Annotated in this window: 29 protein-coding genes; 8 read left to right on the top strand and 21 right to left on the bottom strand. The window is 67.7% G+C overall.

Going from position 1 to position 25,448, the window contains the following annotated elements:
- Positions 1-87: 87 nt before the first annotated feature.
- The 3 genes from ACXJKM_RS10040 to ACXJKM_RS10030 form a co-directional block, all read right to left on the bottom strand.
- On the bottom strand, positions 88-792 hold the full coding sequence (locus tag ACXJKM_RS10040) for a glutathione binding-like protein (protein WP_457352064.1): 705 nt from the start codon (positions 790-792) through the stop codon (positions 88-90).
- Between the two features lie 86 nt (positions 793-878).
- Positions 879-1,238: an OsmC family protein gene (locus ACXJKM_RS10035; RefSeq protein WP_457321729.1), complete on the bottom strand. Its 360-nt coding sequence runs from the start codon at positions 1,236-1,238 to the stop codon at positions 879-881.
- 57 nt (positions 1,239-1,295) lie between these two features.
- Positions 1,296-1,670, bottom strand: a complete 375-nt coding sequence (locus ACXJKM_RS10030) for a nuclear transport factor 2 family protein (protein ID WP_056201024.1) — start codon at positions 1,668-1,670, stop codon at positions 1,296-1,298.
- 73 nt (positions 1,671-1,743) lie between these two features.
- On the opposite strand from ACXJKM_RS10030, the gene ubiA reads away from it, so the two are divergent.
- The gene (ubiA, locus tag ACXJKM_RS10025; RefSeq protein ID WP_457352062.1) at positions 1,744-2,658 is read left to right on the top strand and encodes a 4-hydroxybenzoate octaprenyltransferase; all 915 of its coding nucleotides are present in this window, start codon (positions 1,744-1,746) and stop codon (positions 2,656-2,658) included.
- A gap of 16 nt (positions 2,659-2,674) precedes the next feature.
- Here ubiA and ACXJKM_RS10020 read toward each other — a convergent pair whose 3' ends face one another.
- The 6 genes from ACXJKM_RS10020 to proC form a co-directional block, all read right to left on the bottom strand.
- Positions 2,675-3,712: a Gfo/Idh/MocA family protein gene (locus ACXJKM_RS10020; protein ID WP_457352060.1), complete on the bottom strand. Its 1,038-nt coding sequence runs from the start codon at positions 3,710-3,712 to the stop codon at positions 2,675-2,677.
- Positions 3,709-4,740: a Gfo/Idh/MocA family protein gene (locus ACXJKM_RS10015; RefSeq protein ID WP_457321734.1), complete on the bottom strand. Its 1,032-nt coding sequence runs from the start codon at positions 4,738-4,740 to the stop codon at positions 3,709-3,711. The genes ACXJKM_RS10020 and ACXJKM_RS10015 overlap by 4 nt, the downstream gene beginning before the upstream one ends.
- Positions 4,730-5,884, bottom strand: coding sequence for an HPP family protein (locus ACXJKM_RS10010; RefSeq protein ID WP_056201035.1), 1,155 nt, complete (start codon positions 5,882-5,884; stop codon positions 4,730-4,732). Before ACXJKM_RS10010 ends, ACXJKM_RS10015 begins: the two co-directional genes overlap by 11 nt.
- A gap of 229 nt (positions 5,885-6,113) precedes the next feature.
- Positions 6,114-6,662, bottom strand: coding sequence for a hypothetical protein (locus tag ACXJKM_RS10005; RefSeq protein WP_056201038.1), 549 nt, complete (start codon positions 6,660-6,662; stop codon positions 6,114-6,116).
- Positions 6,663-6,897: 235 nt separating this feature from the next.
- Positions 6,898-7,440 (bottom strand): chorismate--pyruvate lyase family protein, encoded by a 543-nt coding sequence (locus tag ACXJKM_RS10000; protein WP_457325482.1) that lies wholly within the window; start codon positions 7,438-7,440, stop codon positions 6,898-6,900.
- Positions 7,441-8,256 (bottom strand): pyrroline-5-carboxylate reductase, encoded by an 816-nt coding sequence (gene proC, locus ACXJKM_RS09995; RefSeq protein ID WP_457352058.1) that lies wholly within the window; start codon positions 8,254-8,256, stop codon positions 7,441-7,443. It lies immediately after the preceding gene.
- 71 nt (positions 8,257-8,327) lie between these two features.
- Between proC and ACXJKM_RS09990 the strand changes: the two genes are divergently transcribed.
- Positions 8,328-9,356, top strand: coding sequence for a hypothetical protein (locus tag ACXJKM_RS09990; RefSeq protein WP_457352056.1), 1,029 nt, complete (start codon positions 8,328-8,330; stop codon positions 9,354-9,356).
- A gap of 35 nt (positions 9,357-9,391) precedes the next feature.
- Positions 9,392-10,393, top strand: coding sequence for a hypothetical protein (locus ACXJKM_RS09985; protein WP_457352054.1), 1,002 nt, complete (start codon positions 9,392-9,394; stop codon positions 10,391-10,393).
- On the opposite strand, the gene ACXJKM_RS09980 is transcribed toward ACXJKM_RS09985, so the two are convergent.
- The 5 genes from ACXJKM_RS09980 to ACXJKM_RS09960 all read right to left on the bottom strand — a co-directional run bounded on the left by ACXJKM_RS09980 (position 10,376) and on the right by ACXJKM_RS09960 (position 13,887).
- The gene (locus tag ACXJKM_RS09980; RefSeq protein ID WP_457352052.1) at positions 10,376-12,211 is read right to left on the bottom strand and encodes an ABC transporter ATP-binding protein; all 1,836 of its coding nucleotides are present in this window, start codon (positions 12,209-12,211) and stop codon (positions 10,376-10,378) included. The two genes, ACXJKM_RS09985 and ACXJKM_RS09980, sit on opposite strands and share 18 nt — an antisense overlap.
- A gap of 138 nt (positions 12,212-12,349) precedes the next feature.
- Positions 12,350-12,775, bottom strand: coding sequence for a hypothetical protein (locus ACXJKM_RS09975; RefSeq protein WP_056201050.1), 426 nt, complete (start codon positions 12,773-12,775; stop codon positions 12,350-12,352).
- Positions 12,776-12,975: 200 nt separating this feature from the next.
- Positions 12,976-13,371 carry an MAPEG family protein gene (locus ACXJKM_RS09970; protein WP_457352050.1) on the bottom strand — a complete coding sequence of 132 codons (396 nt, stop codon included), beginning with the start codon at positions 13,369-13,371 and terminating at the stop codon, positions 12,976-12,978.
- 42 nt (positions 13,372-13,413) lie between these two features.
- Positions 13,414-13,692 (bottom strand): DUF2277 domain-containing protein, encoded by a 279-nt coding sequence (locus tag ACXJKM_RS09965; RefSeq protein WP_057298967.1) that lies wholly within the window; start codon positions 13,690-13,692, stop codon positions 13,414-13,416.
- Between the two features lie 15 nt (positions 13,693-13,707).
- Complete coding sequence (locus ACXJKM_RS09960) at positions 13,708-13,887, bottom strand: oxidoreductase-like domain-containing protein (RefSeq protein ID WP_457352048.1); 180 nt, start codon at positions 13,885-13,887, stop codon at positions 13,708-13,710.
- Between the two features lie 144 nt (positions 13,888-14,031).
- On the opposite strand from ACXJKM_RS09960, the gene ACXJKM_RS09955 reads away from it, so the two are divergent.
- The 3 genes from ACXJKM_RS09955 to ACXJKM_RS09945 are packed head-to-tail and all read left to right on the top strand — an operon-like array spanning position 14,032 to position 15,065.
- Positions 14,032-14,358: a YbjQ family protein gene (locus ACXJKM_RS09955; protein ID WP_056201061.1), complete on the top strand. Its 327-nt coding sequence runs from the start codon at positions 14,032-14,034 to the stop codon at positions 14,356-14,358.
- 4 nt (positions 14,359-14,362) lie between these two features.
- Entirely contained in the window at positions 14,363-14,650 is a 288-nt protein-coding gene (locus ACXJKM_RS09950; RefSeq protein WP_457352046.1) for a hypothetical protein, read from the top strand.
- Positions 14,643-15,065 (top strand): hypothetical protein, encoded by a 423-nt coding sequence (locus tag ACXJKM_RS09945; protein ID WP_457352044.1) that lies wholly within the window; start codon positions 14,643-14,645, stop codon positions 15,063-15,065. The genes ACXJKM_RS09950 and ACXJKM_RS09945 overlap by 8 nt, the downstream gene beginning before the upstream one ends.
- A 207-nt stretch (positions 15,066-15,272) precedes the next feature.
- Here ACXJKM_RS09945 and ACXJKM_RS09940 read toward each other — a convergent pair whose 3' ends face one another.
- The 4 genes from ACXJKM_RS09940 to ACXJKM_RS09925 all read right to left on the bottom strand — a co-directional run bounded on the left by ACXJKM_RS09940 (position 15,273) and on the right by ACXJKM_RS09925 (position 18,249).
- On the bottom strand, positions 15,273-15,737 hold the full coding sequence (locus tag ACXJKM_RS09940) for a hypothetical protein (protein WP_457352042.1): 465 nt from the start codon (positions 15,735-15,737) through the stop codon (positions 15,273-15,275).
- Complete coding sequence (locus ACXJKM_RS09935; RefSeq protein ID WP_056201067.1) at positions 15,734-16,285, bottom strand: RNA polymerase sigma factor; 552 nt, start codon at positions 16,283-16,285, stop codon at positions 15,734-15,736. The genes ACXJKM_RS09940 and ACXJKM_RS09935 overlap by 4 nt, the downstream gene beginning before the upstream one ends.
- A gap of 23 nt (positions 16,286-16,308) precedes the next feature.
- Complete coding sequence (locus ACXJKM_RS09930) at positions 16,309-17,790, bottom strand: alpha/beta fold hydrolase (RefSeq protein ID WP_457352040.1); 1,482 nt, start codon at positions 17,788-17,790, stop codon at positions 16,309-16,311.
- 87 nt (positions 17,791-17,877) lie between these two features.
- Positions 17,878-18,249, bottom strand: coding sequence for a hypothetical protein (locus tag ACXJKM_RS09925; protein ID WP_056201071.1), 372 nt, complete (start codon positions 18,247-18,249; stop codon positions 17,878-17,880).
- Between the two features lie 161 nt (positions 18,250-18,410).
- Between ACXJKM_RS09925 and ACXJKM_RS09920 the strand changes: the two genes are divergently transcribed.
- The gene (locus ACXJKM_RS09920; RefSeq protein WP_056201072.1) at positions 18,411-19,280 is read left to right on the top strand and encodes a type 2 periplasmic-binding domain-containing protein; all 870 of its coding nucleotides are present in this window, start codon (positions 18,411-18,413) and stop codon (positions 19,278-19,280) included.
- Between the two features lie 38 nt (positions 19,281-19,318).
- On the opposite strand, the gene ACXJKM_RS09915 is transcribed toward ACXJKM_RS09920, so the two are convergent.
- Positions 19,319-22,876: an L-glutamate gamma-semialdehyde dehydrogenase gene (locus ACXJKM_RS09915; RefSeq protein WP_457352038.1), complete on the bottom strand. Its 3,558-nt coding sequence runs from the start codon at positions 22,874-22,876 to the stop codon at positions 19,319-19,321.
- 89 nt (positions 22,877-22,965) lie between these two features.
- Between ACXJKM_RS09915 and ACXJKM_RS09910 the strand changes: the two genes are divergently transcribed.
- Positions 22,966-23,436: an Lrp/AsnC ligand binding domain-containing protein gene (locus ACXJKM_RS09910; RefSeq protein WP_457352036.1), complete on the top strand. Its 471-nt coding sequence runs from the start codon at positions 22,966-22,968 to the stop codon at positions 23,434-23,436.
- Between the two features lie 388 nt (positions 23,437-23,824).
- Here ACXJKM_RS09910 and ACXJKM_RS09905 read toward each other — a convergent pair whose 3' ends face one another.
- Entirely contained in the window at positions 23,825-24,727 is a 903-nt protein-coding gene (locus ACXJKM_RS09905; protein ID WP_457352034.1) for a toll/interleukin-1 receptor domain-containing protein, read from the bottom strand.
- Between the two features lie 176 nt (positions 24,728-24,903).
- Positions 24,904-25,371 (bottom strand): hypothetical protein, encoded by a 468-nt coding sequence (locus tag ACXJKM_RS09900; protein ID WP_457352032.1) that lies wholly within the window; start codon positions 25,369-25,371, stop codon positions 24,904-24,906.
- Between the last annotated feature and the right edge of the window lie 77 nt (positions 25,372-25,448).

The raw sequence follows: 25,448 nt of genomic DNA, 5'->3' as shown, positions 1-25,448 counted from the left end.
GCTCAATGCCGCAAGCATCGCCGTCCCCTCGGGGGACCGACCAGGCTCGCCCGCGTCCAGCGCGGCAAGACTGGGCGAGGGGCCGATTCAGTCCCGTGCCGGGATCTTGAGGCCGCGCTGCACTGCGGGACGAGCCAGGAAGGCCTGGAGCACGCGCTTGACTTCGTTGAAGTCGTCGAAGCCCACCAGATCGCCAGCGCCGTAGAAGCCAACCAGGTTGTTCACCCAGGGCCAGGTGGCGATGTCGGCGATCGTGTATTCGTCGCCGACCAGCCAGTCGCGGCCTTTCAGGTGCACGTCCAGCACGTTGAGCAGGCGCTTGGCCTCGGCGATGTAGCGGTCRCGCGGGCGCTTGTCYTCRTAGTCCTTGCCGGCGAACTTGTGGAARAAGCCGACCTGGCCAAACATCGGKCCGATGCCGCCCATCTGGAACATCAGCCACTGGATGGCTTCGTAGCGCTTGGCCGCATCCTTGGGCAGCAGCTGGCCGGTCTTGTCGGCCAGGTAGATCAGGATGGCGCCGCTCTCGAACAGCGGCAGCGGCTGGCCACCCGGACCGTTCGGGTCGATGATGGCGGGGATCTTGTTGTTCGGGTTCAGCGACAGGAACTCGGGCGTGAGCTGGTCGTTGGTGTCGAACTTGACCAGATGCGGCTCATAGGCCAGACCGATCTCCTCCAGCGCGATGGCCACCTTGACGCCATTGGGCGTGGGCAGGGAATAGAGCTGCAGGCGCTCGGGGTGCGCGGCGGGCCATTTCTTCGTGATGGGGAAGCGGCTGAGGTCGGTCATGGCGAGTGGTGAAATGAGTTCGCAGTGACTTTAGAGGCGCCAGGCATGGCCCTGCGTCAGACGGGGCATCGCACTTGGTGCAGCTCTCAGGTTTCTTCGGGCCAGGGCAGGCGGCGGACCATGGAACTGGCTCGCAGCGTGTTGTGCACCTCGGCCACGGCATCCGTCTCGGCCAGCAGCTGCTCGATCTGCTCGGGCGAAGCCGGCGAGACAAGGCGGGCGCGGTACTGGATGTCGCGCGCGGCGAGGCCAATGCCGTCGAACTCGGCGCTCGCTTCGACCTCCACCTCGGTCAGCTCGATCTGCAGCCGCACGGCTTCGCGGTAGAGGTCGTTGCAATAGCAGCTGGCGAGAGCCAGCATCAGGAACTCACCACCGTTGACGGCTGAGCCACCGCCCGCACGACCCTCTGTGGCCAGGGACTTGGCCTGACCCGCCGTGTTCACCTGGACCGCATGCGACGTTGTCGTATTCCTGAGCCGAGCCGAGATTTGCATAGTGCCCTAGTACCGTTCCACATGCTTGGACGCCCGCGGCCCCGGTTCATAGGGGTCGGGCCAATAGTCGGTCACGCGCAGGATGAGGCCGTCCTTCAGGTCGAAGAGGGTCAGGCCCATCATCGGCGGCGCGCTGCTGATGAAGCTGATCTGCGTCATCGCGCTGCCGTGGTCGGCAATGCAACGCAGCACCTCGACCCGCCAGGGCTGGGGCCAGGTCGCGAAGAAGTCCACATAGCCCGGCGGGCTGCGGATGCGCTCGCGGCTCTGCGGCGCCTCGTAGGTCATTTCGGGATGCAACAAACGGCCCAGGCCCGCCCAGTCCTGGGCATTGGCGAGCTGCCAGTGCAGCAGCACGAGGTCGCGGGTGGCAAGGCTCATCGCAGAAACCTCCCAATGCAATCCGACGACTATGCAGCAAACCAGCGCCCCCGCGCGGCGTGAAAATGCCCCCATGTCGACCACCGCCCCCGCCGCCCCAGGTCCCTCGCAGCCGTCGCGGCTCGCGCTCTACCTGCAGCTGATCCGCTGGGACCGCCCCGCCGGCTGGCTGCTGCTGCTGTGGCCGACGCTGTCGGCGCTGTGGATCGCGGCGGATGGCTGGCCGGGCTGGCATCTGCTGGCCGTCTTCACCCTCGGCACGGTGTTGATGCGCTCGGCGGGCTGCTGCGTCAACGACGTGGCCGACCGCGATTTCGACCGCCATGTGCAGCGCACCGCCGCGCGGCCGGTGACGACGGGTGCGGTGTCGGTGAAGGAGGCCTTGATCCTCGGCGCGGTGCTGTCCCTGGTGTCCTTCGGCCTGGTGCTGACGACCAACCCGCCCACCATCCTGCTGAGCTTCGCGGCCCTGGCCGTGGCCATCGCCTACCCGTTCGCCAAGCGTGTGCTGGCCATGCCGCAAGCGGTGCTGGGCGTGGCCTTCTCCTTCGGCATCCCGATGGCCTTTGCCGCAGCCCTGGGCGGCATGGAGTGGAACCTGCGCGCGGTGCCGCTGTCGGCCTGGGCCCTGCTCGTGGCCAACCTGTTCTGGGTGCTGGCCTATGACACCGAATACGCGATGGTGGATCGCGACGACGACCTGAAGATCGGCCTGCGCTCATCGGCCATCGCGCTGGGCCGTTGGGACGTGCCCGGCATCATGATCTTCTACGCCGCCTACCTGGCCATGTGGGCGGGCCTGGGCCTGCGCCTGGGCCTCGGGCGCTGGTTCCTGCTCGGCATCGCAGTGGCCGCAGCCCAGGCGCTGTGGCACTACAAGCTGATCCACCGGCGCAGCCGCGCGGGCTGCTTCACGGCCTTCCGGTCCAACCACTGGCTGGGCTTCGCGGTCTTTGCCGGCACTGCGGTGGACCTGGCCCTGCGTTGACTTTGGAGGTGAGGCCTCAGGCCGCCTGCGGGAAGCGGGCTCGGATCGCGTCCATCCAGCCCAGCAGGGCCAGCGTCTCGGCGTGGGGCATGCGCGAGCTCTCGCCCAGGCCGGCGCGAATGCAAGCCTGGGCCTCGGCAATCTCACCCTCGAAGCCGTTGAGCACGAAGGGGGCTTCGACGCGCCTGGCCGGCGACTGGTGCGCGTCGAGTTCGACGACTTCGGCACTCGAGAAACCCTGCGGAAAGCGCAGCGCCGCCCGGCTGCCCAGCACCTCGAAGGCATTCGCCGAGGCGGCGTCAAAGCCACATCGGAACTGCGACGTGACACCGCCGGGGAAGTGCAGGGTCACGTTGACGGCCGCGTCCACGCCGGTGGGCGCCATCTTGGCCTGCACGTCCATGGCGACAGGCTCGGGGCAGATACCGCCATTCATCTGCTGCAGCACCCAACGCGTCACGGCGAGGTTGTAGATGCCGATGTCCCACAGCGCGCCGCCGGCCAGTGCCGGGTTCCACAGCCGGTGCTGGGGGTCGTAGTCGGCCGCGAAGCAGAAGCTCGATTGCATGGCGCGCAGCTCGCCGATGGCACCCTCGCGCAGCCAGCGGCCGGCAACGTCATAGGCCGGCAGGAAACGCGTACGCAGCGCCTCCATCAGGAAGACGCCCTGCCTGCGCGCGAGCTCCACCAGGGCCTGGCCCTCGGCGCGCGTCGTCACCAGCGGCTTCTCGCACAGCACGGCCTTGCCGGCTTCCAGCGCCGCACGGATGCATTCGCCATGGTGGGAATGGGGTGTGGCGATGTAGACGGCGTCGATGGACGCGTCGGCCAGCAGCTCGGGCAGCGCCGTTGTCACGCGCGCCGGCGCCTCGCCTTCGCGCCGCCATTGCGCGGCATAGGCCTGGCCCTTGGCCGCGTCGCGCGCGAACACGGCGGCGAGGCGAGCGCCGGGTACGGCGGCCAAGGCAGCGGCAAAGTGGTTGGCGATGCCGCCGGGGCCGATCACGGCCCAGCGGAAGATGTCGTTGTCGCCGGCCACCGCTGAGGGCTTCAAGCCTTGTTGACGCCGCCAGGGAAGCGGGCGCGGATGGCATCCATCCAGCCCAGCAAGCCCAGGGTCTCCGCATGCGGCATGCGCGGGCTCTCGACCAGGCCCTGACGGATGCAGGCTTGCGCCTCGGCGATCTCGCCCTCGAAGCCGTTGATGACGAACGGCGTCGCGACACGCTCAGCCGGCGCCTTGCGCGTGACGAGCTCGACCGCCTCGGCCTGCCAGAAATCGACCGGGAAGCGCAGGCCGGCTTTCGACCCCAGGGCCTCGAAGGCGTTGACCGAGGCGGCGTCGAAGCCGCAGCGGAACTGCGAGGTGACGCCGCCGGGAAAGTGCAGCGTCACGTTGACGGCCGCGTCCACCCCGGTCGGCGCGATCTTGGCCTGCACGTCGATGGACTCGGGCTCGGGGCAGATGCCGCCGTTCATCTGCTGCAGCACCCAGCGCGTCACGGCCAGGTTGTAGATGCCGATGTCCCACAGCGAGCCGCCGGCCAGGGCCGGGTTCCACTGGCGGTGCAGCGGGTCGTAGACGGAGGCGAAGCAAAAGCTCGACTGCATCGCGCGAAGCTCGCCAATGGCACCGTCGCGCAGCATGCGGCCGGCGAGGTCGTAGGCGGGCAGGAAGCGGGTCCACAGCGCCTCCATCAGGAAGACGCCCTTGGCGCGCGCCAGGTCGATGAGGGTCTGGCCTTCGGCGCGCGTCGTCACCAGCGGCTTCTCGCACAGCACGGCCTTGCCGGCCTCCAGCGCAGCGCGGACGTATTCGCCGTGGTTGGAGTGAGGCGTGGCGATGTAGACGGCGTCGATGGCGGCGTCTGATAGCAGGTCTGGCAGCGCTGTCGTCACATGCGCCGGCGCTTCGCCTTCGCGTTGCCATTGCCGGGCATAGGCTTCGCCCTTGACGGCGTCGCGCGCGAACACGGTGGCAAGGCGGGCACCGGGCACTGCGGCCAAGGCGCCGGCAAAGCGGTTGGCAATGCCGCCGGGGCCGATGACGCCCCAGCGGAAGATGTCGTTGTCATGGGCCATGGCTGAGCGCTTTCACGAGGTCGGATTGCGTGAGGATGCCGACGAGCCTGGCTTGCTCGCCGACGATGGGAATATGGTGGTGGCCAGTGGCCGAGAACAGCGGCACCAGCTCAGCAATGGGCCGCTCGGCGCTGGCCACGCGAACCTGGCGGCTCATGATCTGGCCGACGACCTCGGGCTTGGCCGAATGCGTCGCCGGTGACGGCTTCAGCAGCGTCTGCAACCGGCCGGCCAGGCCCTCGCGCTGCTGGCCTTCAGCCGCACGCATGAAGTCGGCGCGCGTGACGATGCCGACGATGCGCTGCACCCGGTCGACGACCGGCAGCGCCTTGATGCTGTGCTGCTGCAGCAGCGCCCAGGCCTCGGCCAGCGGCGTGCCGAACTCGACCGTGAAGACGGGCGTGGACATGATGTCGGCGCAGCGCAGGCCACCCAGGCGGTTGCGATAGCTCAGCAACTCGGCCTCGTGCAGCAGGTTGGCGAGGTCGTCGCGCGGCACGTCCAGCACCTGGTTGTAGCGGGCCAGCACGGCATTGAGTTCGGCGTCGCCGAAGCGCGGCGGTGCGACGCTCGCGCCCGCCGGGGCCGGGGCGGCCGGCTGCACATGCTGGGCATGGGGATAGCGGCGGCCGGTGAGACTGTTGTAGGCCATGCCGGCCAGCACCAGCAGCAGGGAGTTCAGTGCTACCGGCACGAAGGCGAAATGCCAGTCGTGCGTGACGGTCAGCACCATCAACAGGCTGGCCGCGCCGCCGGGCGGATGCAGGCAGCGCAGCAGGAACATCGAGCCGATGGCCAGGGCCACCGCAACCGCGGCGATGCCCGCCGCCGGCAGCGGCAGCCACGCCATGCAGGCAATGCCGACCAGGGCCGACACCGTGTTGCCGCCGACGACGGCCCAGGGCTGGGCCAGCGGGCTGGCCGGCACCCCGAAGACGAGCACGGCGCTGGCGCCCAGCGGCGCGACCAGCCAGGGCAGGCCAGAGCCCATCGCGGCGCGGCTCAGCAGGCCGGCCAGCAACAGGCCGAGGCCGGCGCCGAGCACGACGCGCAGGCGCTCTCGCGCGTTGACGGCCTGCGGTGCAGGCCGCAGCGCGTTCAACCAGGTGAGGACACGGTCGGACAGGGAGACGGCGGTGGACATGGGCGGCGGCAGGGCTGAGTAGCCGGGCCGCCGATTGTGTCTGCCGCCGGCGCGCGCGCCGGTTCAAACAGGTTTCATGTGCCCCTCGCGCGGTCGTGGGCCGAGCGCCGGGCCGCTCCCAAGCCGGCCCGTCTGGCGATGCCTGCCGGTCAATCCGGCAAGCATCGACGTCCCCGCCGGGGACCGACCGGTCTCGCCCGCGTTCAGCGAGGCGAGAGTGGGCGAGGGGTCAACCTTTCGCGAGCAGGCCGCTCATCTGCGCCTTCAGCGTCAGGGCCTGAGCACGGCGCTCCTTGGTCGCGGCCCGCTGGTAGGCGGTCTCGGCCTTCTCGCGCAGGGCCACGGCGCGCTCCAGGGCTTCCTGGTAGCGCTCGATCGTGTAGGTGTTCTCGGTGCCGATGTAGACGCTGCGCGCCAGCGGCGTCTCGCCGAAGCGAGGCAGGGTTACCGCGAAGCTGCAATCACGGACACGGCTGCCGGCACGCTGGCGCACGATCGGGCCGGAGATGCCCGAAGGCAGATCGCTCTGCTTCTTGCGGCTGGGCGTGCGGCGCAGGCGCGATGGCGCTGGCAGCGTCGCGATACGTTTGAGCAGCTCCTTGGTAGCCATGGCCAGCGCACGGCGCGCGCCGCTGCCGTCCTGGCTGTGGTCGGAGAACAGCTTGGTGCCGCCATAACGCAGCTGCCAGCCATGGGTCGACAAATGGTCGATTCTTTGAATGCATTGCGGCACGACAAAATGCTCGCCGCTGAAGATCACTACGTCACGCGTGTTCATCACTGCCCCCGGTCTTTCAGCCCACCTGTGCGTCATTGCGCGGCGGGTCTACTAACGCCCCTCTGATACGGACTGAGTTTATGGGGGTTTATGGGCTCGGTGCGAATTTATGACTTCATGAAAACAGTTTCATTGCAATCCCGTCAGCTCAGCGACAGCTAAGCGCGCAGTCCGGCGGCTGGTGTCGGCGCCCAGGGCAGGTGGCAAGCTGGCCTGCTTGCTGTTCCGGGGGACGTCAGCGGCCGCGCTGCCCGGGCCGTTGGCCAGCCAAACCCGGGTCGAACAGCTCCATCACCCGCAATTGGGCGCCGCTGCGGCTGAACACCGAATTGCGTGACCACAACATCTGCGCCGACGGCGGCTGGCCGGTGGCCGTCAGCCATTGCCGCTCGGCATGGCGGCGCGTGTGGCCGTGGCGGGAGAGGCGGCGAGGTTGCAGCTCGCTGCGGTGGATGCGGTAGTCGTCGTAGAGCAGATGCGCCAGCGGCCTGGTGCCCAGGCCCTTGAGCGCCCGCCAGGGGCCCGTGGTGGCGCGCTGGTGCACGGCAGAGCGCGCCCACACCAGGGGCTGGCCATCGACGCGCAGGATGACCTCGCGCACGACGGTCAGGCCACGCGGCGGCAGGCCCAGGGCCGCGCGCTCCAGCGCCCGGAACGGCGCCACGCCCTGGCGCAGCACCTGCACCTCGAAGCGCTCGCCCAGGCGGGCCAGGCGGCGGCTCAACGAGCCTGGCGCCCGCAGCCAGTCGCGCAGGCTGTCTCTGGTCGCAATACCCACTCAGACGCCGAACTCTTTGCCGAGTTCCGCGGCACGCCTTTGTGCGGCAAGCACGGCACGCCGGATGGCAGCGTCGACCGCATCCGCCTGCATCGACGTGATGGCCGCATGCGTCGTACCGCCCTTGCTCGTCACACGCTCCCGCAGCGTGGTCGGCGACTCGTCGGACGCCAGGCCCAGCCCGGCCGCGCCGGCACAGGTGGCGAGCGCCAGCCGCCGGCCCTGCTCGGCCGTGAGACCCATGTCGACGGCCGCGGCCATCATGGCCTCGACGAAGAAGAAGAAATAGGCCGGGCCCGAGCCCGACAGGGCCGTCACGGCGTCGAGATCGTCCTCGCGTTCGACCCACAGCGTCTGGCCGGTCGGTTTGAGCAGGCGCTCGACGGTGGCGCGCTCGTCGGCGGACACGGCCGGCCGCGCATACAGGCCGGCGATGCCCTGGCCGATCAGCGCCGGCGTGTTGGGCATGGAACGCACGACGCGCTCGCTGCCGGTGGCCGTGACGATGGACTCCGAGCGGATGCCGGCCATGACCGACAGGTGCAGGGCCCCGCCGAGCCAGTCCTTGACCGGCTCGGCGGCGGCACCGAAGAGCTGGGGTTTGACGGCCCAGACGATGGTCCCCGCGTCAGCCAGGCCAGCATCGCCCGCGGCCAGCGCCGCGACGCCGAACTCGCCGACGAGCTTCTCGCGCTGCGGCGCATAGGGCTCGACGATGATGAACTGGGCGGGGCTCATGCCGGCGCGCAGCAGGCCGCCGATGATGGCGCTGGCCATGTTGCCGCCACCGATGAAGGCGATCTTTTCTGCTCTCATGGGCGGAAGTCTAGGGGACCAGCGCCGACGGGAAACAAAGCAGCGACGTGACAAGGCTATCGTTGCGGCTCATGAGCCTCCCACGCCCCGCCCGCCGCTTGCTGCTCCTGTGCGCCCTCGCATTCGCCGGTCTCGCCGGCTGCGCCGGCGGGCCACCGCCGCCCAAGCCCTGGGCCGAGACGGCGACGCGCGAATTGAATTTGTCGCTGGGCAGCTTCGAACTGCAGGGCCGGCGCGTGCACATCACGCGCAGCGCGAGCGCTGCGGCGGCCCAGCCCGTCATCGTCTATCTGCCCGGCCTGGGGCAGGGCAGCGACGCCGGCCAGCGCTGGGCGGCGGCCTGGGCCCAGGCCGGCTACACGGTGCTGGGCGTGCAGCCGCTGGAGGCCGATGCAGCCGCATGGCGTTCCGAGCTGGCCCGCACCGGCGAGTTCCGCGAACTCGGCCTGCTGCACTATGGCGAGGCCCTGCGCGCCGACCGGCTCGACGCGCTGCGCCGCCTGCTGCCGGCCCTTCGCGCGGCCCAGCCGGCACTGGACTGGGGCCATGCCAGCCTTGCCGGATACGAGACCGGCGCGCAGACCGCACTCGACGCACGCGACGACACCGGCTGGCAGGCCGTCATTGCGATCAGCCCGCCGGCCATGCAGGCCCCGGCCGGTGGCGTGGCCACCTTGCTGATCACCAGCGAGATCGACCAGGACCCGCTCGGCCTGCTGCACCGCCCCGCCGAGCGCAGGCAGGCCTTCGACAGCTTTGCGCCGGGCAGCGGCTGGTTGCTGAACCTCGGCGCCGTCTCGCATGCCGCCCTGGCCGGCACGATGGCGCCCGAAGGATTTCATGTGCAGGACCAGCGCCATGGCCAGGCTCCGCTCGGCGGCGGCATGGGGGGCGGCCGCGGGCGCGGCGGTGCTGGCGGCGAGGGCGGCGGCATGCACGGGCCCCAGGGCGGTGGCTCGCGCGGCCCACGCAGCGGCAGCGCGACCGAGGCGGCCCAGTCCGACATCGGCGACGGCTTCCGGCTCAGCCACGCATTCCTGGATGCGCAGTTGCGCGGCGGTGCACCGCTGTCGGCCGGTGGGCCGCTGACGTCGCGCTGAGCTCATTAAACTCCGCGGCCACCGACGGAGAGGGCATGGGCGCGAGCGACGAACTGGATGGGCTGCTGCTGCAGGATGAACTGCTGCGCTCGCTGGAGCGACCGGTCTGGGGGCTGTTCGGCCTGACCCTGGCGGCCGTCATCGGCCTGCTCGGACAGACGACGGCCCTGGCCGTGGTCGGCTGGATGGGAACCTGGCTCCTCGGCCCCTGGATCATCAGCCGCGCGGCGCCAGTGCTGGGCACCTCGCCGCTCGTCAAATACCCGCTGTTCCTGAGTTGCGCCATGCCCTTCCTGAGCCTGCTGGCGCCGCTGTATGTGTGGCAGGCCTCCAAGACGCGGCGGGCCGAGCTGGCCACCGCCATCCGCCAGGCCGAATTGCGCGAGCGCCGGCGTGGCCCTGAGGCGGCGGCCACCCCGGCCGCGCCGGCGGCCCAGCGCGCGCCCGTCCAGCAGGCCCTGCCGGTGCTGCGCGGCGTGGCCGACGGTGTCGGGCCCGATGGGCAAGAGCTGGAGATGCGGGTGGCCCCTGGCCAGTTGCCGCCAGACATCCCCAACGAGCCCGGCATGATGCCGCCGACGCGGGCTTGCGCCGGCGTCTTCGCCGTGGGTTATCACGTCGACGCCGGCTCGCATTGGGTGTCGGTGGGCCGCGACGAGATGCGCGCGGCCGGCATGAACCTGGATGTGCTGCACCGCCAGGCCCTGTCCAACCTGATGAAGCTCGTGAAAGGCCAGCCCGGCCTGCGGCTGGTCGACCATCCGCCCTATTACGGCTTGCTGCTGGACGGCGACCACGAGGCCTGCCTGGTGCTGCTGGATGGCCTGTGGGATCACCTGTTCGCCGACAAGACACCCAACGGCGCTGTCGTTGCCATCCCGTCGCGCGATGTGCTGGCTTTCTGCGACGCGAACTCGGCCGAGGGCATTGCCGCCATTCGCGAAGCCAGCCGGCGCATCGGGCCGGATGCCAAGGGGGCCATCACCCAGCAGTTGCTGCGTCGGCGTGACGGGCGCTGGTCAATCTTCGAGCCCTAGGAACCCGCCGCTCTGGTGCGTCCAGAGCCGCGCGTAGATGCCGCCCTGCGCCAGCAGCTCGGCGTGGCTGCCCTGCTCGACGATGCGGCCGGCATCCATCACCACCAGCCGATCCAGCGCGGCGATGGTCGACAGCCGGTGGGCGATGGCGACGACCGTCTTGCCCTCCATCAGCGTGTAGAGGCTTTGCTGGATAGCGGCTTCGACCTCGCTGTCGAGGGCGCTGGTGGCTTCGTCCAGCAGCAGGATGGGCGCGTCCTTCAGCATGACGCGGGCGATGGCGATGCGCTGGCGCTGGCCGCCGCTGAGCTTGACGCCGCGCTCGCCGACATGGGCCTCGAAGCCGGTGCGGCCCTTGGGGTCGGACAGCGTGGCGATGAACTCATTGGCATGCGCCCGCTCGGCCGCTCGCTCCAGCTCGGGCTGGCTCGCGCTCGGGCGGCCGTAGAGGATGTTGTCGGCCACTGAGCGGTGCAGCAGCGAGGTGTCCTGCGTGACCATGCCGATGTGCTGGCGCAGCGAGTCCTGGGTGACGTGGCGGATGTCCTGGCCGTCGATCAGGATGCGGCCGCCGCCCTCCGGAATGTCGTACAGGCGCAGCAGCAGGTTCACCAGCGTGCTCTTGCCCGCGCCGCTGCGGCCGACCAGGCCGATCTTCTCGCCCGGCTTGATGCGCAGGTCAAGGCCATCGACGACGACCTTGCCGTTCGGGTAGGCGAAGCGCAGGTTCTCGAAGTGCACCTCCCCGCGCGGCACAGTCAGCGCGGCCGCGCCGCTCGCATCGGCGATCAACTGCGGCTTGGACAGCGTGGCCAGCCCGTCCTGCACGGTGCCGATGTGCTCGAACAGCGAGGCCATCTCCCACATGACCCAGTGCGAGATACCGTTCAGTCGCATGCCCATCGCCGTGGCGGCGGCAACCGCGCCGACGCCGATGGCCGACACGCCCCACAGCCACAACGCCAGCAGCGCCGTGCTGCCAACCAGCAGGGCCGACAGCAGCGTGTTGACGATCTCGAAGCCGGTCACCAGGCGCATCTGGCCGTAGGCCGTGGTCATGAAGTCCTGCATGGCCGACTTGGCATAGCTGGCCTCGCGCCGGCCGTGCGCAAACAGCTTGACGGTGGCGATGTTGGTGTAGGCGTCGGTGATGCGGCCGGTCATCAGGCTGCGCGCGTCGGCCTGGGCCTGGGCGATCTTGCCCAGGCGCGGCACGAAGTAGCGCAGCGCGACGATGTAGAGCGCCAGCCAGACGCCGAAGGGCGCCATCAGACGCGCGTCGAAGCTGGCGACGATGCCCACCAGCGTGCCGAAGTAGACGGCCACGTAGACGAGGATGTCGACGACGATGAGCCAGGTGTCGCGCACGGCCAGGGCCGTCTGCATGACCTTGGTGGCGATGCGGCCGGCGAACTCGTCGCCGAAGAAGGCCAGGCTCTGGGCCAGCATGCGGCGATGGAAGATCCAGCGCAGCCGCATCGGGAAGTTGCCGAACACGCCCTGGTACTTCAGCAGCGCCTGCACGCTGGCCAGCACGATGCTGACGCCGAGCACGGCCAGCAGCATCGCGATGACGGGCTGGGGTTTGCTCCACAGCTCGGCGGGCTTGACGGTCGCCAGCCAGTCCACCAGCGAGGCCATCAGGCTGAACAGCAGCGCCTCGGCCGCCGCGATGCCGGCCGTGAACAGCGTGACCGCGAGCAGATGCCGCCGCACGCCGTCCGCGCAGCGCCACAGGAAGGCGAAGAAGCGCGCCGGCGGCGCCGCGCCGCTGGTTTCCGGATAGGGGTCGACGAGGCGCTCGAAGCGCGATGTCACCGATTGAAGAAGCGGTTGGAACAGCGAGGACATCCCGCTAGTTTCGCCGGACAACGCTGTCCAGTCATGTCATCGGTGCCGGCCACGGGGCTTGGCGTCAGCGGCGGCGACATGGCCGACGCGCTCGTCGAGAGGCGCTTACTGGCTGGCCGCCGATGCGGGTGCGTTCGGGGCGACTGGCACGACAACGCCCGGCGACAGAGAGATTTCATCAACCAGCGTGACGCCGGTGACGAAGTAGCGCGTCTCGCCGAAGCAGGAGCCCGGCAGGCCGACCTTCTCCTCGTAGTGCAGGTTGACGCGCCGGCCCATGAGCTTGTTGATGGCCTGGGCTGCGGCCTCATCGTGCACCGTGAAGTAGAACTTCTCGACGCTGGCCGTGCCCGGCAGCGACACCAGCGCCTGCTCGCCCTCCCAGGTCTTGCAGACCCAGCCCTTGCGTGAGAGCTTCTGCACCCAACCGGCACGCTCGCCGTCCGAATAGCTCCAGCGCCAGGCGAAGGCGAACCAGGCCGCAACGAGCAGCAGCAGGGCGACGAAGGACAGGGCGATCTTCAGGCGCATGGCGATGTCTGGGGAGCCGGGGCGCGGCGATTGTGCGTCAGGGAGCGCCGGATAAGCCCGTGCGATGCAGCGCGCCCTGGTTTGGGATGGATTGCCAGGCGCAAAGCACAGTCATAGCTCAGGCTATGGCGAGCATTTGCAACGCCGCAAGCCGCCCAAAGCGGGGATGCGCTGCGCGCGAGGGCTTGTTCGGCGCTCCCTTAGACCATGCCCATCAACATCATGCCCAGCCCCACGATGCTGACCGTCCATACCGCCGTGCGCAGGTAGGGAATGCCGGCCAGGTACACGGCCAGAAAGGCTACACGGGCCCACAGGAACACCTGGGCGCCGAGCAGCACGCGTTCGCCCGTCGCACCGGACGCCTGCGCAACCAGGGCCAATGCCGCGAAGAACAGCAGGTTCTCCAAGGTGTTGGCCGCCGCGCGCTGCGCACGGCCGGCCAGCGGCGTGGCCTCGGGCATGTGGTCGCGGTTGCCCATGGCCAGCATCAGGCCCTTGGGCGTCCAGGCCCGCGCCCGGATGAGACTGGCCATGAGGGCGCTGAGCCAGGTGAGCACGGTCATGCAGACGACGAGCGACATCAGCTTGGGCATGGAGTTCCTCGAGGGATACCGCGCCGGACCGACGCGCGCGGATCATCCCCCCGGGCTGCCGAAACGGGCCTGAGAACGAACCCGCGCCTTTTCGGCCTCGATCTCGCGGTTCTTGGGCTCCGCCGTCGTCACGAGCGAGGCGATCAGCGCACGCGCCTCGTCGGCAATCGCCGCCACTGCATGGTCGAAGGCCGCCGCGTTGGCCTGGGACGGCACGTTGAAGCCGCTGAGCTTGCGCACGAACTGCAGCGCAGCGTCGCGGATCTCGAGTTCAGTGGCCGGTGGCTCGAAATTGAACAGGGTGCGGATGTTGCGGCACATGGGGCTGTCCTTGATTCAACTGGCCTGCGGATGGCGCTCGCGCCAGGCCCTCAGGGCTTGGCGGTACTCGTCCTTGGCCAGGTCGTAGAGATCGAAGATGCAGGGGTCGCAGCCATTGCCGCAGCAGGCGTCCAGGTCAGGCTCTGGCGGCGGCAGGGGCATCGGATCGGGGTCGGGTGGCGGCGGCGGCGTCATCGCGCTCGATTGTCCGGCGTGGCGAAAATCCGCCCATTCCACTGCGAGATGGCCATGCCGCGGACCGATGCCCGGCTTCACTTATGCCTTGCTAACGCCCATGCGCCCAGGATCACACCACCCCAACATCACAAGGAGAGTCGCGTGATCATCGTCACCACCGAGAACCTCGCCGGCCACCGCGTCGTCGAGGTCAAGGGCCAGGTTTTTGGCGTCGTCGTGCGCAGCCGCGGGCTGGCCGGCAACATCATGGCGGGGCTGCGCTCCCTCGTCGGCGGTGAGATCACCGAGTACACGCAGTTGCTGGAGGAGGCGCGACGCCACGCCATCGACCGCATGGTCAAGAACGCCCAGCTGATGGGCGGCAATGCCGTGGTCATGATGCGCTTCGATTCGTCGGAGATGGGCCAGACCATGAGCGAGATCGTCGCCTACGGCACGGCCGTGGTGGTCGAGCGGCTGCCGGCCTGACGCCATGCTGCGCAACCTGTTGCTCATCGTGGCACTGGCGGCCGGCATGATCGGCTTGGGCGCGCGCCTGGCCGGCCATCGCGACGCGGCGCCCTTCGCGATCTGGGGCTGCATCATTGCCGCCGCCGTGCTGGTGGAGCGTTGGCGCTACCGGTCCCGCGACGCGACGCCGGGTGGCGACTGGCAGCAGACCGAGGAGCGCTTCGTCGATCCGGAATCCGGGCAGACCATGCTGGTGTTCTACAACCCGCACACCGGCGAGCGCCGTTACGAACAGGCTCCGCATGCCTGAGCGTTCGAGCTACGCCATCAAGGCCGAGATCGCCGACACGCGGGCCGGCACCTGGACCTTTGCGGCGCAGAAGACGATGTACGACGGCAAGCGCATTGCCGTCGGCGACGTGATCTACCTCTTCGCCAGCGAGAACGAGGGCGGCGTGGGGTTGGTTGCACGCGGCGTGGTCACGTCCGCTGAGGCCATGCCTAGAAAGCCGGGCATCGAGCGCCAGACGCCGCGCGTCAGCATCACTGTCAAGCGGGCTGCACTTGTGAAACGCCGCCTGGGCCGCGCCGAGCTCAAGCCCTTTGCCGACTGGAACGATGGCCGGCCCGAGACCGAGCTGAACTTCAAGTTCTACCGCCAGGCGACGAACAAGATCGTCGCGCTCGGCGACCGGGCCGCCAGCTTTCTCGATGCCTTCTTCTGACGCCCGCGCGTCTCACGTTTGGTGAGCAGCGCCGTTACACAAATCCAGCCCGGATTCGGTTATGCTGCGCCGCAACATTGCAACGTCGCAATACCGCTTGTCTCCTCCACCGCCCCTGGGTGGATTTGGCCCTCTCGGTGGCTTGCCACCCGCAGAGGGCCTTTTCTTGTCCGGCTGCCTTTGGCGCGGCCAGCCGAAAGCACTCCTTCAAGAGCCAAGCTGGCGTTCAAGCTCGGCGCGCCGCTGCGTCAGCTGCCTGTGCTTGCCGCGCGCGCGCACCAGCGTGATGACAGCAATCACCAGCATCACGGCGAACACGGCCGCCGCTGGCCATGCCGCCGCGATGCCTTCGCCCATTCCCAGGGCCAAGGCGCCAGCCAGCGCTACCGCGCTGAACCCGACTGCCATGCGAGCCGCAACGACTTGCTGAAACGCCAGCAGCACACGGCGCGACGCCAGCACCCACACGGCATAGACAACCCAGCACAGGCCGATGCCGGTCATGGCGGCGAAGGCGATCACGGTCCGTGGCGGCAATGCGGGTTCGGTCAGCCACAGCGAGCCGACGACGACCGACATCGCCAATGCAGCCAGCAACAGCGCAACATGGCCGAAGCGCGCCTTGGCTGACAGCTCGCGGTTGGCCAAGGCGGAGATGGAAACGGGATTCACGACTGCACTCCTTGGATGCCAAGCTGATGCCGGAGTATTTTTCGGGCCCGGTGCAACCGGGATTTGATGGTGCCGATGGGGATGTCCAGCACCTGGGCAACCTCGTCGAGCGACAGCTCCTGCAAATAGAACAACGTCAGCACCTCCTTCTCAACCGGCGGCAGGCGCGCCAGCGCCTCCAGCATGGCGGCCAGTTCGAATTCGAGGGCGAGCGCGCCGTCGTCGCCGGGCTGCTCTTCGAGCTCGATATCGGTGTCGACACAAATCGGCTGTTTGTATTGCTCACGCAGCCGGTCCATCAGCACCCGGTGTGCAATGCCGAACAGCCAGGACCGCAGCTTGGCGCCTTCGCGCAGACGGGAGATCCCGCGCAACACGCGCAGCCAGACTTCCTGCGCAGCGTCATCGGCGGCGGCGTCATTGCCTGAAAGCTGACGTGCATAACGCCACAACGGCTGATGCCAACGCGCGATCAGTTCATCAAAGGCCGGCCGTTCGCCGAGCTGACAGCGGATCACCAGCAATTCGTCAGCGAGCGGGTTGTGCATGGATGACTCACGGTGTGGGCTTGTCATCTTTCAGTGCGGATCGAGCCGACCTTTTCGAAGCGTGGCAGGGGCAAGGCGATGCGCGAGTCCAGGCCGGTTTCGCCGCGGACAAAGCGGCCCAACAGCGCTCTCATGGCTGCGTTCCCGAACACGTCGAACTGGTGCGCCGCGTTTTCCACGACGACCAAATGCGCCTGCGGCAGCGTGGCAGCGATTTCCTGTGCGTTTTCCACCGGCGTGCGTGCATCCAGGTCGCCCACCAGCATCAGCGTGGGGACCGGAACCGCGACCGGCTCACGGAACGCGTCCCCGATCTGCCGCGCGTTCCATGCAGCGTACAGATAGCGCCCCGGGAAATTCATCGTGTCGCCGAGCAGGGCGTTGCCGGCCTCGCCCTCGATCCGTGCGCTGCGCGCCGCACTCGCTCCCGAGCTCAGGTCCGTCATGTGCTTCATGGCTGAATCGATGCCGAATTGGCGCCGCAGCAAGAGGGTCAGCTGCGCCACGCGCCGGAAGTTGCCGGCACTCATCTCCTGCACGGTGGCGGGGAGTGTCGCGACCGCGCGCGGATCGCCGAGGGTTTGCGCGATCGCCCACTGCACGTCCATCGCCCCGATCACCACCTTGGCTTCCTGCCCGGTGGCCGGATCAGTCACAGCCACCTCCACCGGCGACTGCGCCAGCCCGGCGATGACGGCGCGCAGTTGCCCGGTCATCCCAGGCGCGCCCGCACGTTCGCCGATGCGCAGCAGCACCCGATCCACCTGCGACGGCAGCTTCCATGTGTGATCCGGCCCTTCCGGGCTGATCAAAACCATGCGCTCGACCGCGCCCGGGTGGCGCCGCGCAGTGGCCAGCGCCAGGTGGGTGCCATAGCTGCGGCCCCACAAGGTCACCTTGCCATAGCCGAAGGACTGGCGCACCGCATCGACGTCGTCGGCGCTTTCCTCGGTGTTGTAGGCCTCCAGGCGGATGCCGCGCCCACGCATCTCTGCGGCGACGGCACGCGCTGCTTGCTCCATCAAGGGCAGCCAGGCGGCGACCGAGGCCGGCCTGTCGAGTGGCAAGCCATAGCGCATCGTGGCGCGCAGATTCGGGGTGGAGGCGCCCACGCCACGCTGGTCGATGCCAACCAGGTCGCCATCGATGAACTCCGCCAGCGCCGCGCCACCATGCCTGGCCAGATCGATCACCTGCCTGACGCCGGAATCGCCGGGGCCGCCCGCCAGGATCACATGGGCCTTCTCGGCGTCGGCACCGGCACGCCGTACACGCACCACCGCCAATTCAATGGCAGGACCTTCCGCCTCTGAACGCAACTCCGGAACCCGCACGCGCCCGCGAGTAACCACGAACGCGGTGCCATCCGTGGCGATCAGTGGTGCATCCTGGGGATCGATGAGCGTAGTTGGCGCAGCTGTGCCCACCAGCGGCAGCCATAGCGCGAACACGGCGAAGCGGGGCGCCAGACGGGCCATGGAAATACCGGCATTGAGTTCCTTCATGAATCCTCCTCGTTGCAACCTGTAGTCGGAGGATCCACAAAAAGGTTCATCGCGCCGCGCGCCCAGGCCTGGCCTGGGCGCGCGGGCTCAGCCCGCAGGCCGACGACGGCTTTCGAGGAGGCGGATGCGCGCCTGCAGCTCGGCCAGCTCGCGATCACACTCCTGCGCCTTGATCGCCTCGATCTCGCCGTGGATGCGGCGCAGCTCCTGCAGTGGCGCGGACGCGGCCTGGGCCTCGGCCGGCTGCCGCTCGGCCATCTCGATCAACAGCTGGGTGATCACGCCCAGCTGGTCGCCGTAGCTCGCCACGTCGAAGGCCCGCGCCTCGATGCGCGCGTTGCCGGCCTGGGGTTTGATGCCGGCAAAGAACCAGTCCAGGCGCGGCTCGATGTCCTGCGCCACGTCGCCGCTGAAGGGCAGGCGCAACTGCGGCGCCCAGAGCCAAAACCATGGGAACATTCTTTTTCTCCCTTGCACGCCGAACGGCTGGCGTGTGGGGAGATGGTGGCGTACGGTCGCGCGCATGGCAAGCTCGCCTCCCGTCATGGCCCGCCGGCCACCATGCTGCTCACCGCGATTCCTAATTGGCTCTCTGAAAAATGCGTGATTGCAGGCAGTCGGTGATCCACATCGCAAGCCGGGCGTTAGCCCTGGCCAGCGTGGCACTGCTAGGGTTTGGCGGGTTCGGCGCGTCGGCCGAACCTTCGCCTGGCGCGCCGCAGGTCGTGACCTACCCTTCGTCCGGTGCCGCCGGAGACAAGCGCGGCGACTACTACGCCAGCCTGCTCAAGCTGGCCTTGGGCAAGGCGGATGGCCACTTCGCCGTGCAGCCCTCCGCGAAGCCGAGCGTGGCCGTGCGAGCCTTCGTAAGCATGGCCGCGGGGCAGGATATCGACGTCGTCTGGGCACCGACCACGGTCCAGCTCGAGCGCGACTATCTGCCCGTGCGGATCCCGGTCGACAAGGGCATCCTCGGCTGGCGCATCTTCCTGATCGGCGAGGACGACCGAGGCCAGTTCGAGAGCATCCGTTCGCTGGAGCAGCTCAAGGCGCTGCCAGCCGGGCTGGTCAGGGAATGGGTCGACACGGGCGTCCTGCAGAGCAACGGCCTGCCCGTCGTCGCCGCCGCGCGCTACGAGAACCTGTTCACGATGCTGGCGGCGCAGCGCTTTCGCTACCTGCCGCGCGGCGTCGGCGAGATCTACGGCGAGTTGAGCAACTACGGCCACCTGGGCCTGGCCGTTGAATCGCACCTGGCGCTGCACTACCCGATGTGCAGCTATTTCTTTGTCGCCCGGCAGAACACCGAGCTGGCCGAGCACATCGAGCAGGGCCTGCGGCGCGCGCAGAAGGACGGGTCGTTCGAGCAGCTCTTCCAGCAGTTCTTCGGCAAGGCGGTGCAGGCCGCAAAGCTCGACAAGCGCCTGGTCTTCGAGCTGGACCACCCCACCGCGCCGGCGACCTGCCTGCGAGCCCCAATCCCACAATGACGCCGCATTGATGCCGCAGGCCGCTGCGTCAAGCGCCCTCAGCGCACCCCTGCCAGCAGGGCCGCATTGCCCCCAGCTGCCGCCGTGTTGACCGTCAGCGTCTGCTCGGCCGCGAAGCGGTAGAGCTGGCGCACATGGCCGGCGCCAGTGACCAGCGGCAAGATGGCCCCAGCCCGCGTGGCCAGGGCTTGCGCGAGCACATGGGCGGCCGCGGAGTCGGACGATGCCAGCGCGACGCCAGCGAGCTGCGGCGCGGCGAGCAGCCCCGGCAGCGTCGCGTCGGGCAGCAGCGTCAGCGCGTTGACCGGCAGGCCGGCGCGCAGCAGGGCCTGGCGGGCGCGTTCGTCGCCGCCCAGCCAGATGGCGCTGTTGCCGGCCAGCAGGGCGCTGACGACCGCGGCCAGGCCCGCTTCGTCACGGCCGAGCACGGCGAAGACACCGCGCGCGTGGTGGCGCAGCGTGTTGCTCTCGCCGGTGGGGCCGGGCAGCACGATGTCAGCGAACTGCGCCTGCGCCGCGACGAACAGGCCGCGCAAGGCGAGAGCGGTCGGCGCGTCCAACGTGTCGGCAGCGCGACGCAGCGTGGCGATGCGCTCAAGCAGCGGTGTGTCGCGCCAACCGGCGTCGGCAGCCACGGCCAAGGCCTCGCTGCGGCCGTCCATCGCGAGGGTCGGCAAGGGCGCGTCGAGCTGGGGCTCGGCGCAGAAGCGGCGCAGGTAGTCGGGGCCGCCGGCCTTGGGGCCGGTGCCGGACAGGCCTTCACCGCCAAAGGGCTGCACGCCCACCACCGCGCCGATGATGTTGCGGTTGACGTAGACGTTGCCGATGCGCGCCTCGTCGGCCAGGCGCTGGGCGCGGCTGTCGATGCGCGTCTGGATGCCCAGCGTCAGGCCATAGCCCAGCGCGTTGATCTCCTTGATGACGTCGTCGACCGAGTCCTCGAAGCGCACCACGTGCAGCACCGGGCCGAAGATCTCTTCGCCGAGGTGCGACACGCGCGGCAGCTCGAAGGCGACGGGGCGGATCTGGCGCGGCATGGCCTCGGCCACCGGCGCCTCGGCCAGCAGCTTGGCGTCGCGCTTGAGGCGCTCGACATGCTTGCTGATGTTGGCATGGGCCTCGTCGTCGATGACGGGACCGACGTCGGTGGCAAGTTGCGCGGGCTGGCCGACATGCAGCTGCGACAACGCACCCTTGAGCATCTCGATGACCCCCTCGGCAATGCTGGACTGCACGCACAGCAGGCGCAGTGCCGAGCAGCGCTGGCCGGCGGAGCGGAAGGCCGATTGCACGACGGCGTCGATGACCTGTTCGGGCAAGGCCGTCGAGTCGACGACCATGGCATTGAGACCGCCGGTCTCGGCGATCAGCGGGATCGGCGAGTTGGGCTTGGCGGCGAGCGCCTTGTTGATGATCTGGGCCACGGCCGTGGAGCCGGTGAAGCAGACGCCGGCCGTGTGCGCATGGGCGACCAGGCCGGCGCCGACGGTCTCGCCGGGGCCATGCAACAGCGCCAGCGCATCGGCCGGCACGCCGGCGGCGTGCAGCAACTCAACCATCTTCAGCGCGACATAAGGCGTCTGCTCGGCGGGCTTGGCGGCGACGGCATTGCCGGCCACCAGTGCGGCGACGACCTGGCCGGCAAAGATCGCCAACGGGAAGTTCCACGGGCTGATGCAGACGAAGACGCCGCGGCCTTGCATCAGGCTCGCATCGCTTTCCGCCTGGTCGGCGTAGTAGCGCAGGAAGTCCACGGCCTCGCGCACCTCGGCGACGCAATCGGCTTGCGTCTTGAAGGCTTCCTTGACGAGCAGGGCGCAGAACTCGGCCAGGCGGGCATCGAGGTCGTCGGCGGCGCGGCGCAGGATGGCGGCGCGCTGGGCAACGGGCGTGCCGTTCCAGGCGGGGAAGCCGGCGTGCAGGCGTTGCATCGCAGCGTCGACTTCAGCTGCCGAGGCCTCGGGGACGGCACGCACAGGCGTCGTCTCCAGCGCGACCTGCAGGGCCACGCGCTGGGCCGGCGCGGTCAGGTCGGCGCCGGTGGAGTTGGCGCGGCCGCGGCCTTCGCTGTCCAGGTAGAGGGCCGGCGGCAACGGCAGCGCGCTCGTCGCACGCACCTCGGCCAGCGGCGAGCCGAGCAGCTCGGGCACCTGCACGCTGGGGTCGGCCAACTGGTGCACGAAGGACGAGTTGGCGCCGTTTTCCAGCAGGCGGCGCACGAGATAGGCCAGCAGGTCGCGGTGCTCGCCCACCGGCGCGTAAACGCGGCAGGGGATGCTGCCGTCCTTCAGCACCTCGCGGTAGACACCTTCGCCCATGCCGTGCAGGCGCTGCATCTCGAACGGCGCGCCGGTGGCGCGGGCCATCTGCACGATGGCCGCGATGGTGCCGGCGTTGTGGCTGGCGAACTGCGGATAGATGACGTCGGCATGCTGGATCAGCGCGCGGGCGCAGGCGAGATACGAGACGTCGGTGTGCTGCTTGTGCGTGAACACCGGGTAGTGGGTCAGGCCCAGCTCCTGGGCTCTCTTGATCTCGCCATCCCAGTAGGCACCCTTGACCAGGCGCACCATGAAGCGCAGGCCGTGCTTGCGCGCGATGGCCGCAACTTCGTCGACGACGGCCAGGGCGCGCGACTGGTAGGCCTGCACCGCCAGGCCGAAGCCGCGCCAATGCGGGTAGTGGGTGGCGATGCGCGCGGCCAGCGTGTCCAGCACGTCCAGCGACAGCTCCAGGCGGTCGACCTCCTCGGCATCGATGGTCAGGTTGATGTTGGCCTCGGCAGCCAGCTCGATCAGCGCCCACACGCGCGGCAGCAGCTCGGCGAAGACGCGCTCGCGCTGCAGCACCTCGTAGCGGCTGAACAGCGCGCTGAGCTTGATGGAGATGCCGTCGGAAGCCTCGGGCGATGCGGCGCGCTGGCCCGCTGCGATGGCCTTGATGGCGCCGACATAGGCCGCGTGATAGCGCAGCGCATCGGCCTCCGTGCGGGCGCCTTCGCCGAGCATGTCGTAGCTGAAGCGCAATTGCTTCTGCGCCTTGCGGGCACTGTCGGCCTCGCTCATCGCCTCATTGATGTTGCGGCCGAGCACGAACTGCCGGCCCAGCAGCTGGATGGCGCGCACGGTGGCGGCCACCACCGTCTGCGCACCCAGGCGCTTGAACAGGCCGCCGTCGTCCTCCGCGCCCGGCAGGAAGCGCTTGGACATCGAGATGGCCGAGGCCGACAGCGCGGCCAGCATCTTGTGCGGGCTGCCCTCGCTGGCGCCGTCGAAGTCGGCGCGGCCGAGCTGGTCGGCCGTCAGCGCAATGGCCGTGGGCGCGTCGGGCACCCGCAGCAGCGCCTCGGCCAGGCGCATCAGGGCCAGGCCTTCGGCGCTGGTGATGGGGTATTCGCGCAGCAGCGATTCCATGGCCCAGAAAGGCGCCGGGTTCTTGCGCACCTGCTCCACCCAGGGCGCGGCCATGGCGATGACGCCAGGCCAGTCCAGCGCACCGCCAACACGCTCGGCCAGGGCCTGCACGACGCCGTGCTCGGCCCGGTAGGGATCGGGCAGGCGGGGCTGTTCGGTCGGGGCGACGAAGGGCGTGGGCATGGCAGAGCTCCTGGTGAGGTTTCGCACTCTATCGACGCTTCGCTTGGATTAAATTCCAAGGATTACAGGAACGGCCGACAAAAATCCCGATGGACGACGAAACCAAACTCGACAAGATCGACGCCCGCATCTTGCGCGTGCTGCAGGCCGACGGGCGTATTTCCAACCTCAAGCTGGCCGAAGCCGTGCACCTGTCGCCCACCGCCGTGCTGGAGCGCGTCAAGCGCCTGACCCGCGACGGCTACATCCTCGGCTACGAGGCGCGGCTGAACCCGGCCAAGCTGGGCGCGGCCATGCTGGTCTTCATCGAAGTGCACCTGGACCGCACCGTGCAGGACGTGATGGACACCTTCAAGGCCGCCATCCAGGCCCGGCCCGAGATCCTGGAATGCCATCTCGTGGCCGGAGGCTTCGACTATCTGCTGAAGACCCGGGTGCGCGATATGGGCGCCTACCGGGAGTTCATCGGCAGCGTGATTTGGACGCTGCCCGGGGTGCGGGAGACGCGGACCTATGCGGTGATGGAGGAGGTGAAGGCGACGAATGCGCTGGCGTTTTGACGGTGCGGGTCGCCGGCACGCGTGGCGAACCCGCGTGGGTAGGTTGGGACCAGATGGATTCGCTTAGCGATTGCGTTCAGCCGCGCCGTCAGGCAACCCTGAGCCGCGCCAGTTGTGGCGAAGGCGGCGAGTGAATGGAGCCCTGCTGAGCGGTTGGTATCTGGGCCTGCACCAATTCCCGTGTGCAACAAGGCCGCCTGCAGATATGCAGTCTGTTCTCTGTGACGCTGCATCGAACCCAGACTCAGGTCTTGAGGAAAACATAAAAGGCAAATATCGAAAAGCAATTCGCCGGATCGGTTGATTTACCGGAAAGTCCCTGTAGAGGGTTAGGTTGCACCTGCGGCGTGTAATTCGTACAGGTCACATAGTCAGGAATAAACAGAAGCTATCTTGGGCCTACAGTTGTTACTGAATTCCATAGCTGATTGACGACAGATCTGAAACTCTTCACGCGACAATCTATCCCTCGAATTCGAGCTAGCATTGGCGGCATTTTGCTAGATGAGGGATCAACAAGATACAGCGGAATTATTGCTCGTTGTGATAGCGGCGAGCGGCTATATCTTGCGACCCTACCGCCGGACAAGCGTTGATATAGAACGGACTCATACTCTGCTTGCGTCCATTCCGAGTCAAAGAATGTTTCATCGACCAGCAGGACCATATGAGTACACCATCCTAGTCCCCTATTAATAGCGTCAGGAATGGAGTCCCCAGGGGCAATATGTATTTCATCAAACCAGACTGCGCCTCCTCTACGTTGCAGAGACGCCGCGATTTTCTTGGCGAACACCCGTTGCGCGGAGCGATAGCTAATGAATATCTTCGGTGTGGATCGGTCCAAAGTGTCGCGCAACCAGTTCGCAATCGCTTTTTCGGCCTCTACCTTGCTTACGTCGGCCAAAGAAATTAGCGTGTAGAAGTCTCCAAAGTAGCGAGCCATATCAGAGTGCTCGCGTGGCTCCCTCGTTATCAGCAAAACGCGACGATCAAGATCGCTGATTGTCGCGTCGCGTCGCGAGCGCTGTCCGAATTGACTTACTAGGCCAGCCGCTAACGAACCGAGTTCTGCGGCATAGCTGACGAGGCTACCGACGTCGCAATCCAGAATACACGCATCCAAATTGAGTACGTCGGCCAAGAAATCTCTAGAGTTAAGTGAATCGGCGTCTCTTCGTCGCTCAATATTAACGACTTCGAATGCTACATCGGGGGCAGATTTTGTAACGACGCGGCGAACCATTGTGATGAGTTCGACTTCGCTGGATTTTGTAAGCAGGCCGATCATCAATCTCTCCTATGCGCAGCCTAACATTGAATCTGTGCCGGGGACCGAGGCTTGCCGAGAGACGGCGGCTTGAGTGACCGGTTAGCGGAGTAATCTGGCCAAGGCCGCAAATCGCCCGAGCGTCGCCCTTGAAAGCTCATTGAAATCAATAAATTAGGGCGAGGGACTTGAGGGGCCTAGCTTTCGCCATTCTTCACCCGCTCCCACTCGCGCTTGAGTATTGATTTACTGCAAGCGGAGGCGTCTTTCATTCGCTGGCCGAACTCAAGAAGGTTGCTAGCTCCGTGTTGGACCGCTTCGGTGATTTTGTCCACATGCTCGATTAGTTTTTGATGATCATCCTCTCTCGGATTCAGCATCAGTTGGAGCTTCTGCTCCAGAAACAAAATATCATTTAGAAGCGGTTCATCGGGTTCTCGCTTATCAAGTAAGCCATTTCCCTCATTCATGATGACCGCCGCTCTGCATTTACTGAGGAGGGTACTCATCAAGTCGCGCAGGTCGTCGATCCACTTTTGGCGAATTGGCAAGACAAGTTGCCTGCGTGCAAGTTTGAAACTGACGATCGGTCCAACGACAACTGCCGCCAGCGCAACTAGCATCGACAGAAATGCGACTATGTCTGAGGTTGTGTACGACTGCATGAAGATCACATTCCTTGCTAACCTAACGAATAGCGTTTATCCGCCGCCCAGGCGAGGTGGATCGAAGTTTTGACATG

Source organism: Roseateles sp. P5_D6 (assembly GCF_054049415.1).
This window is presented reverse-complemented; position numbering and strand designations above follow the sequence as displayed.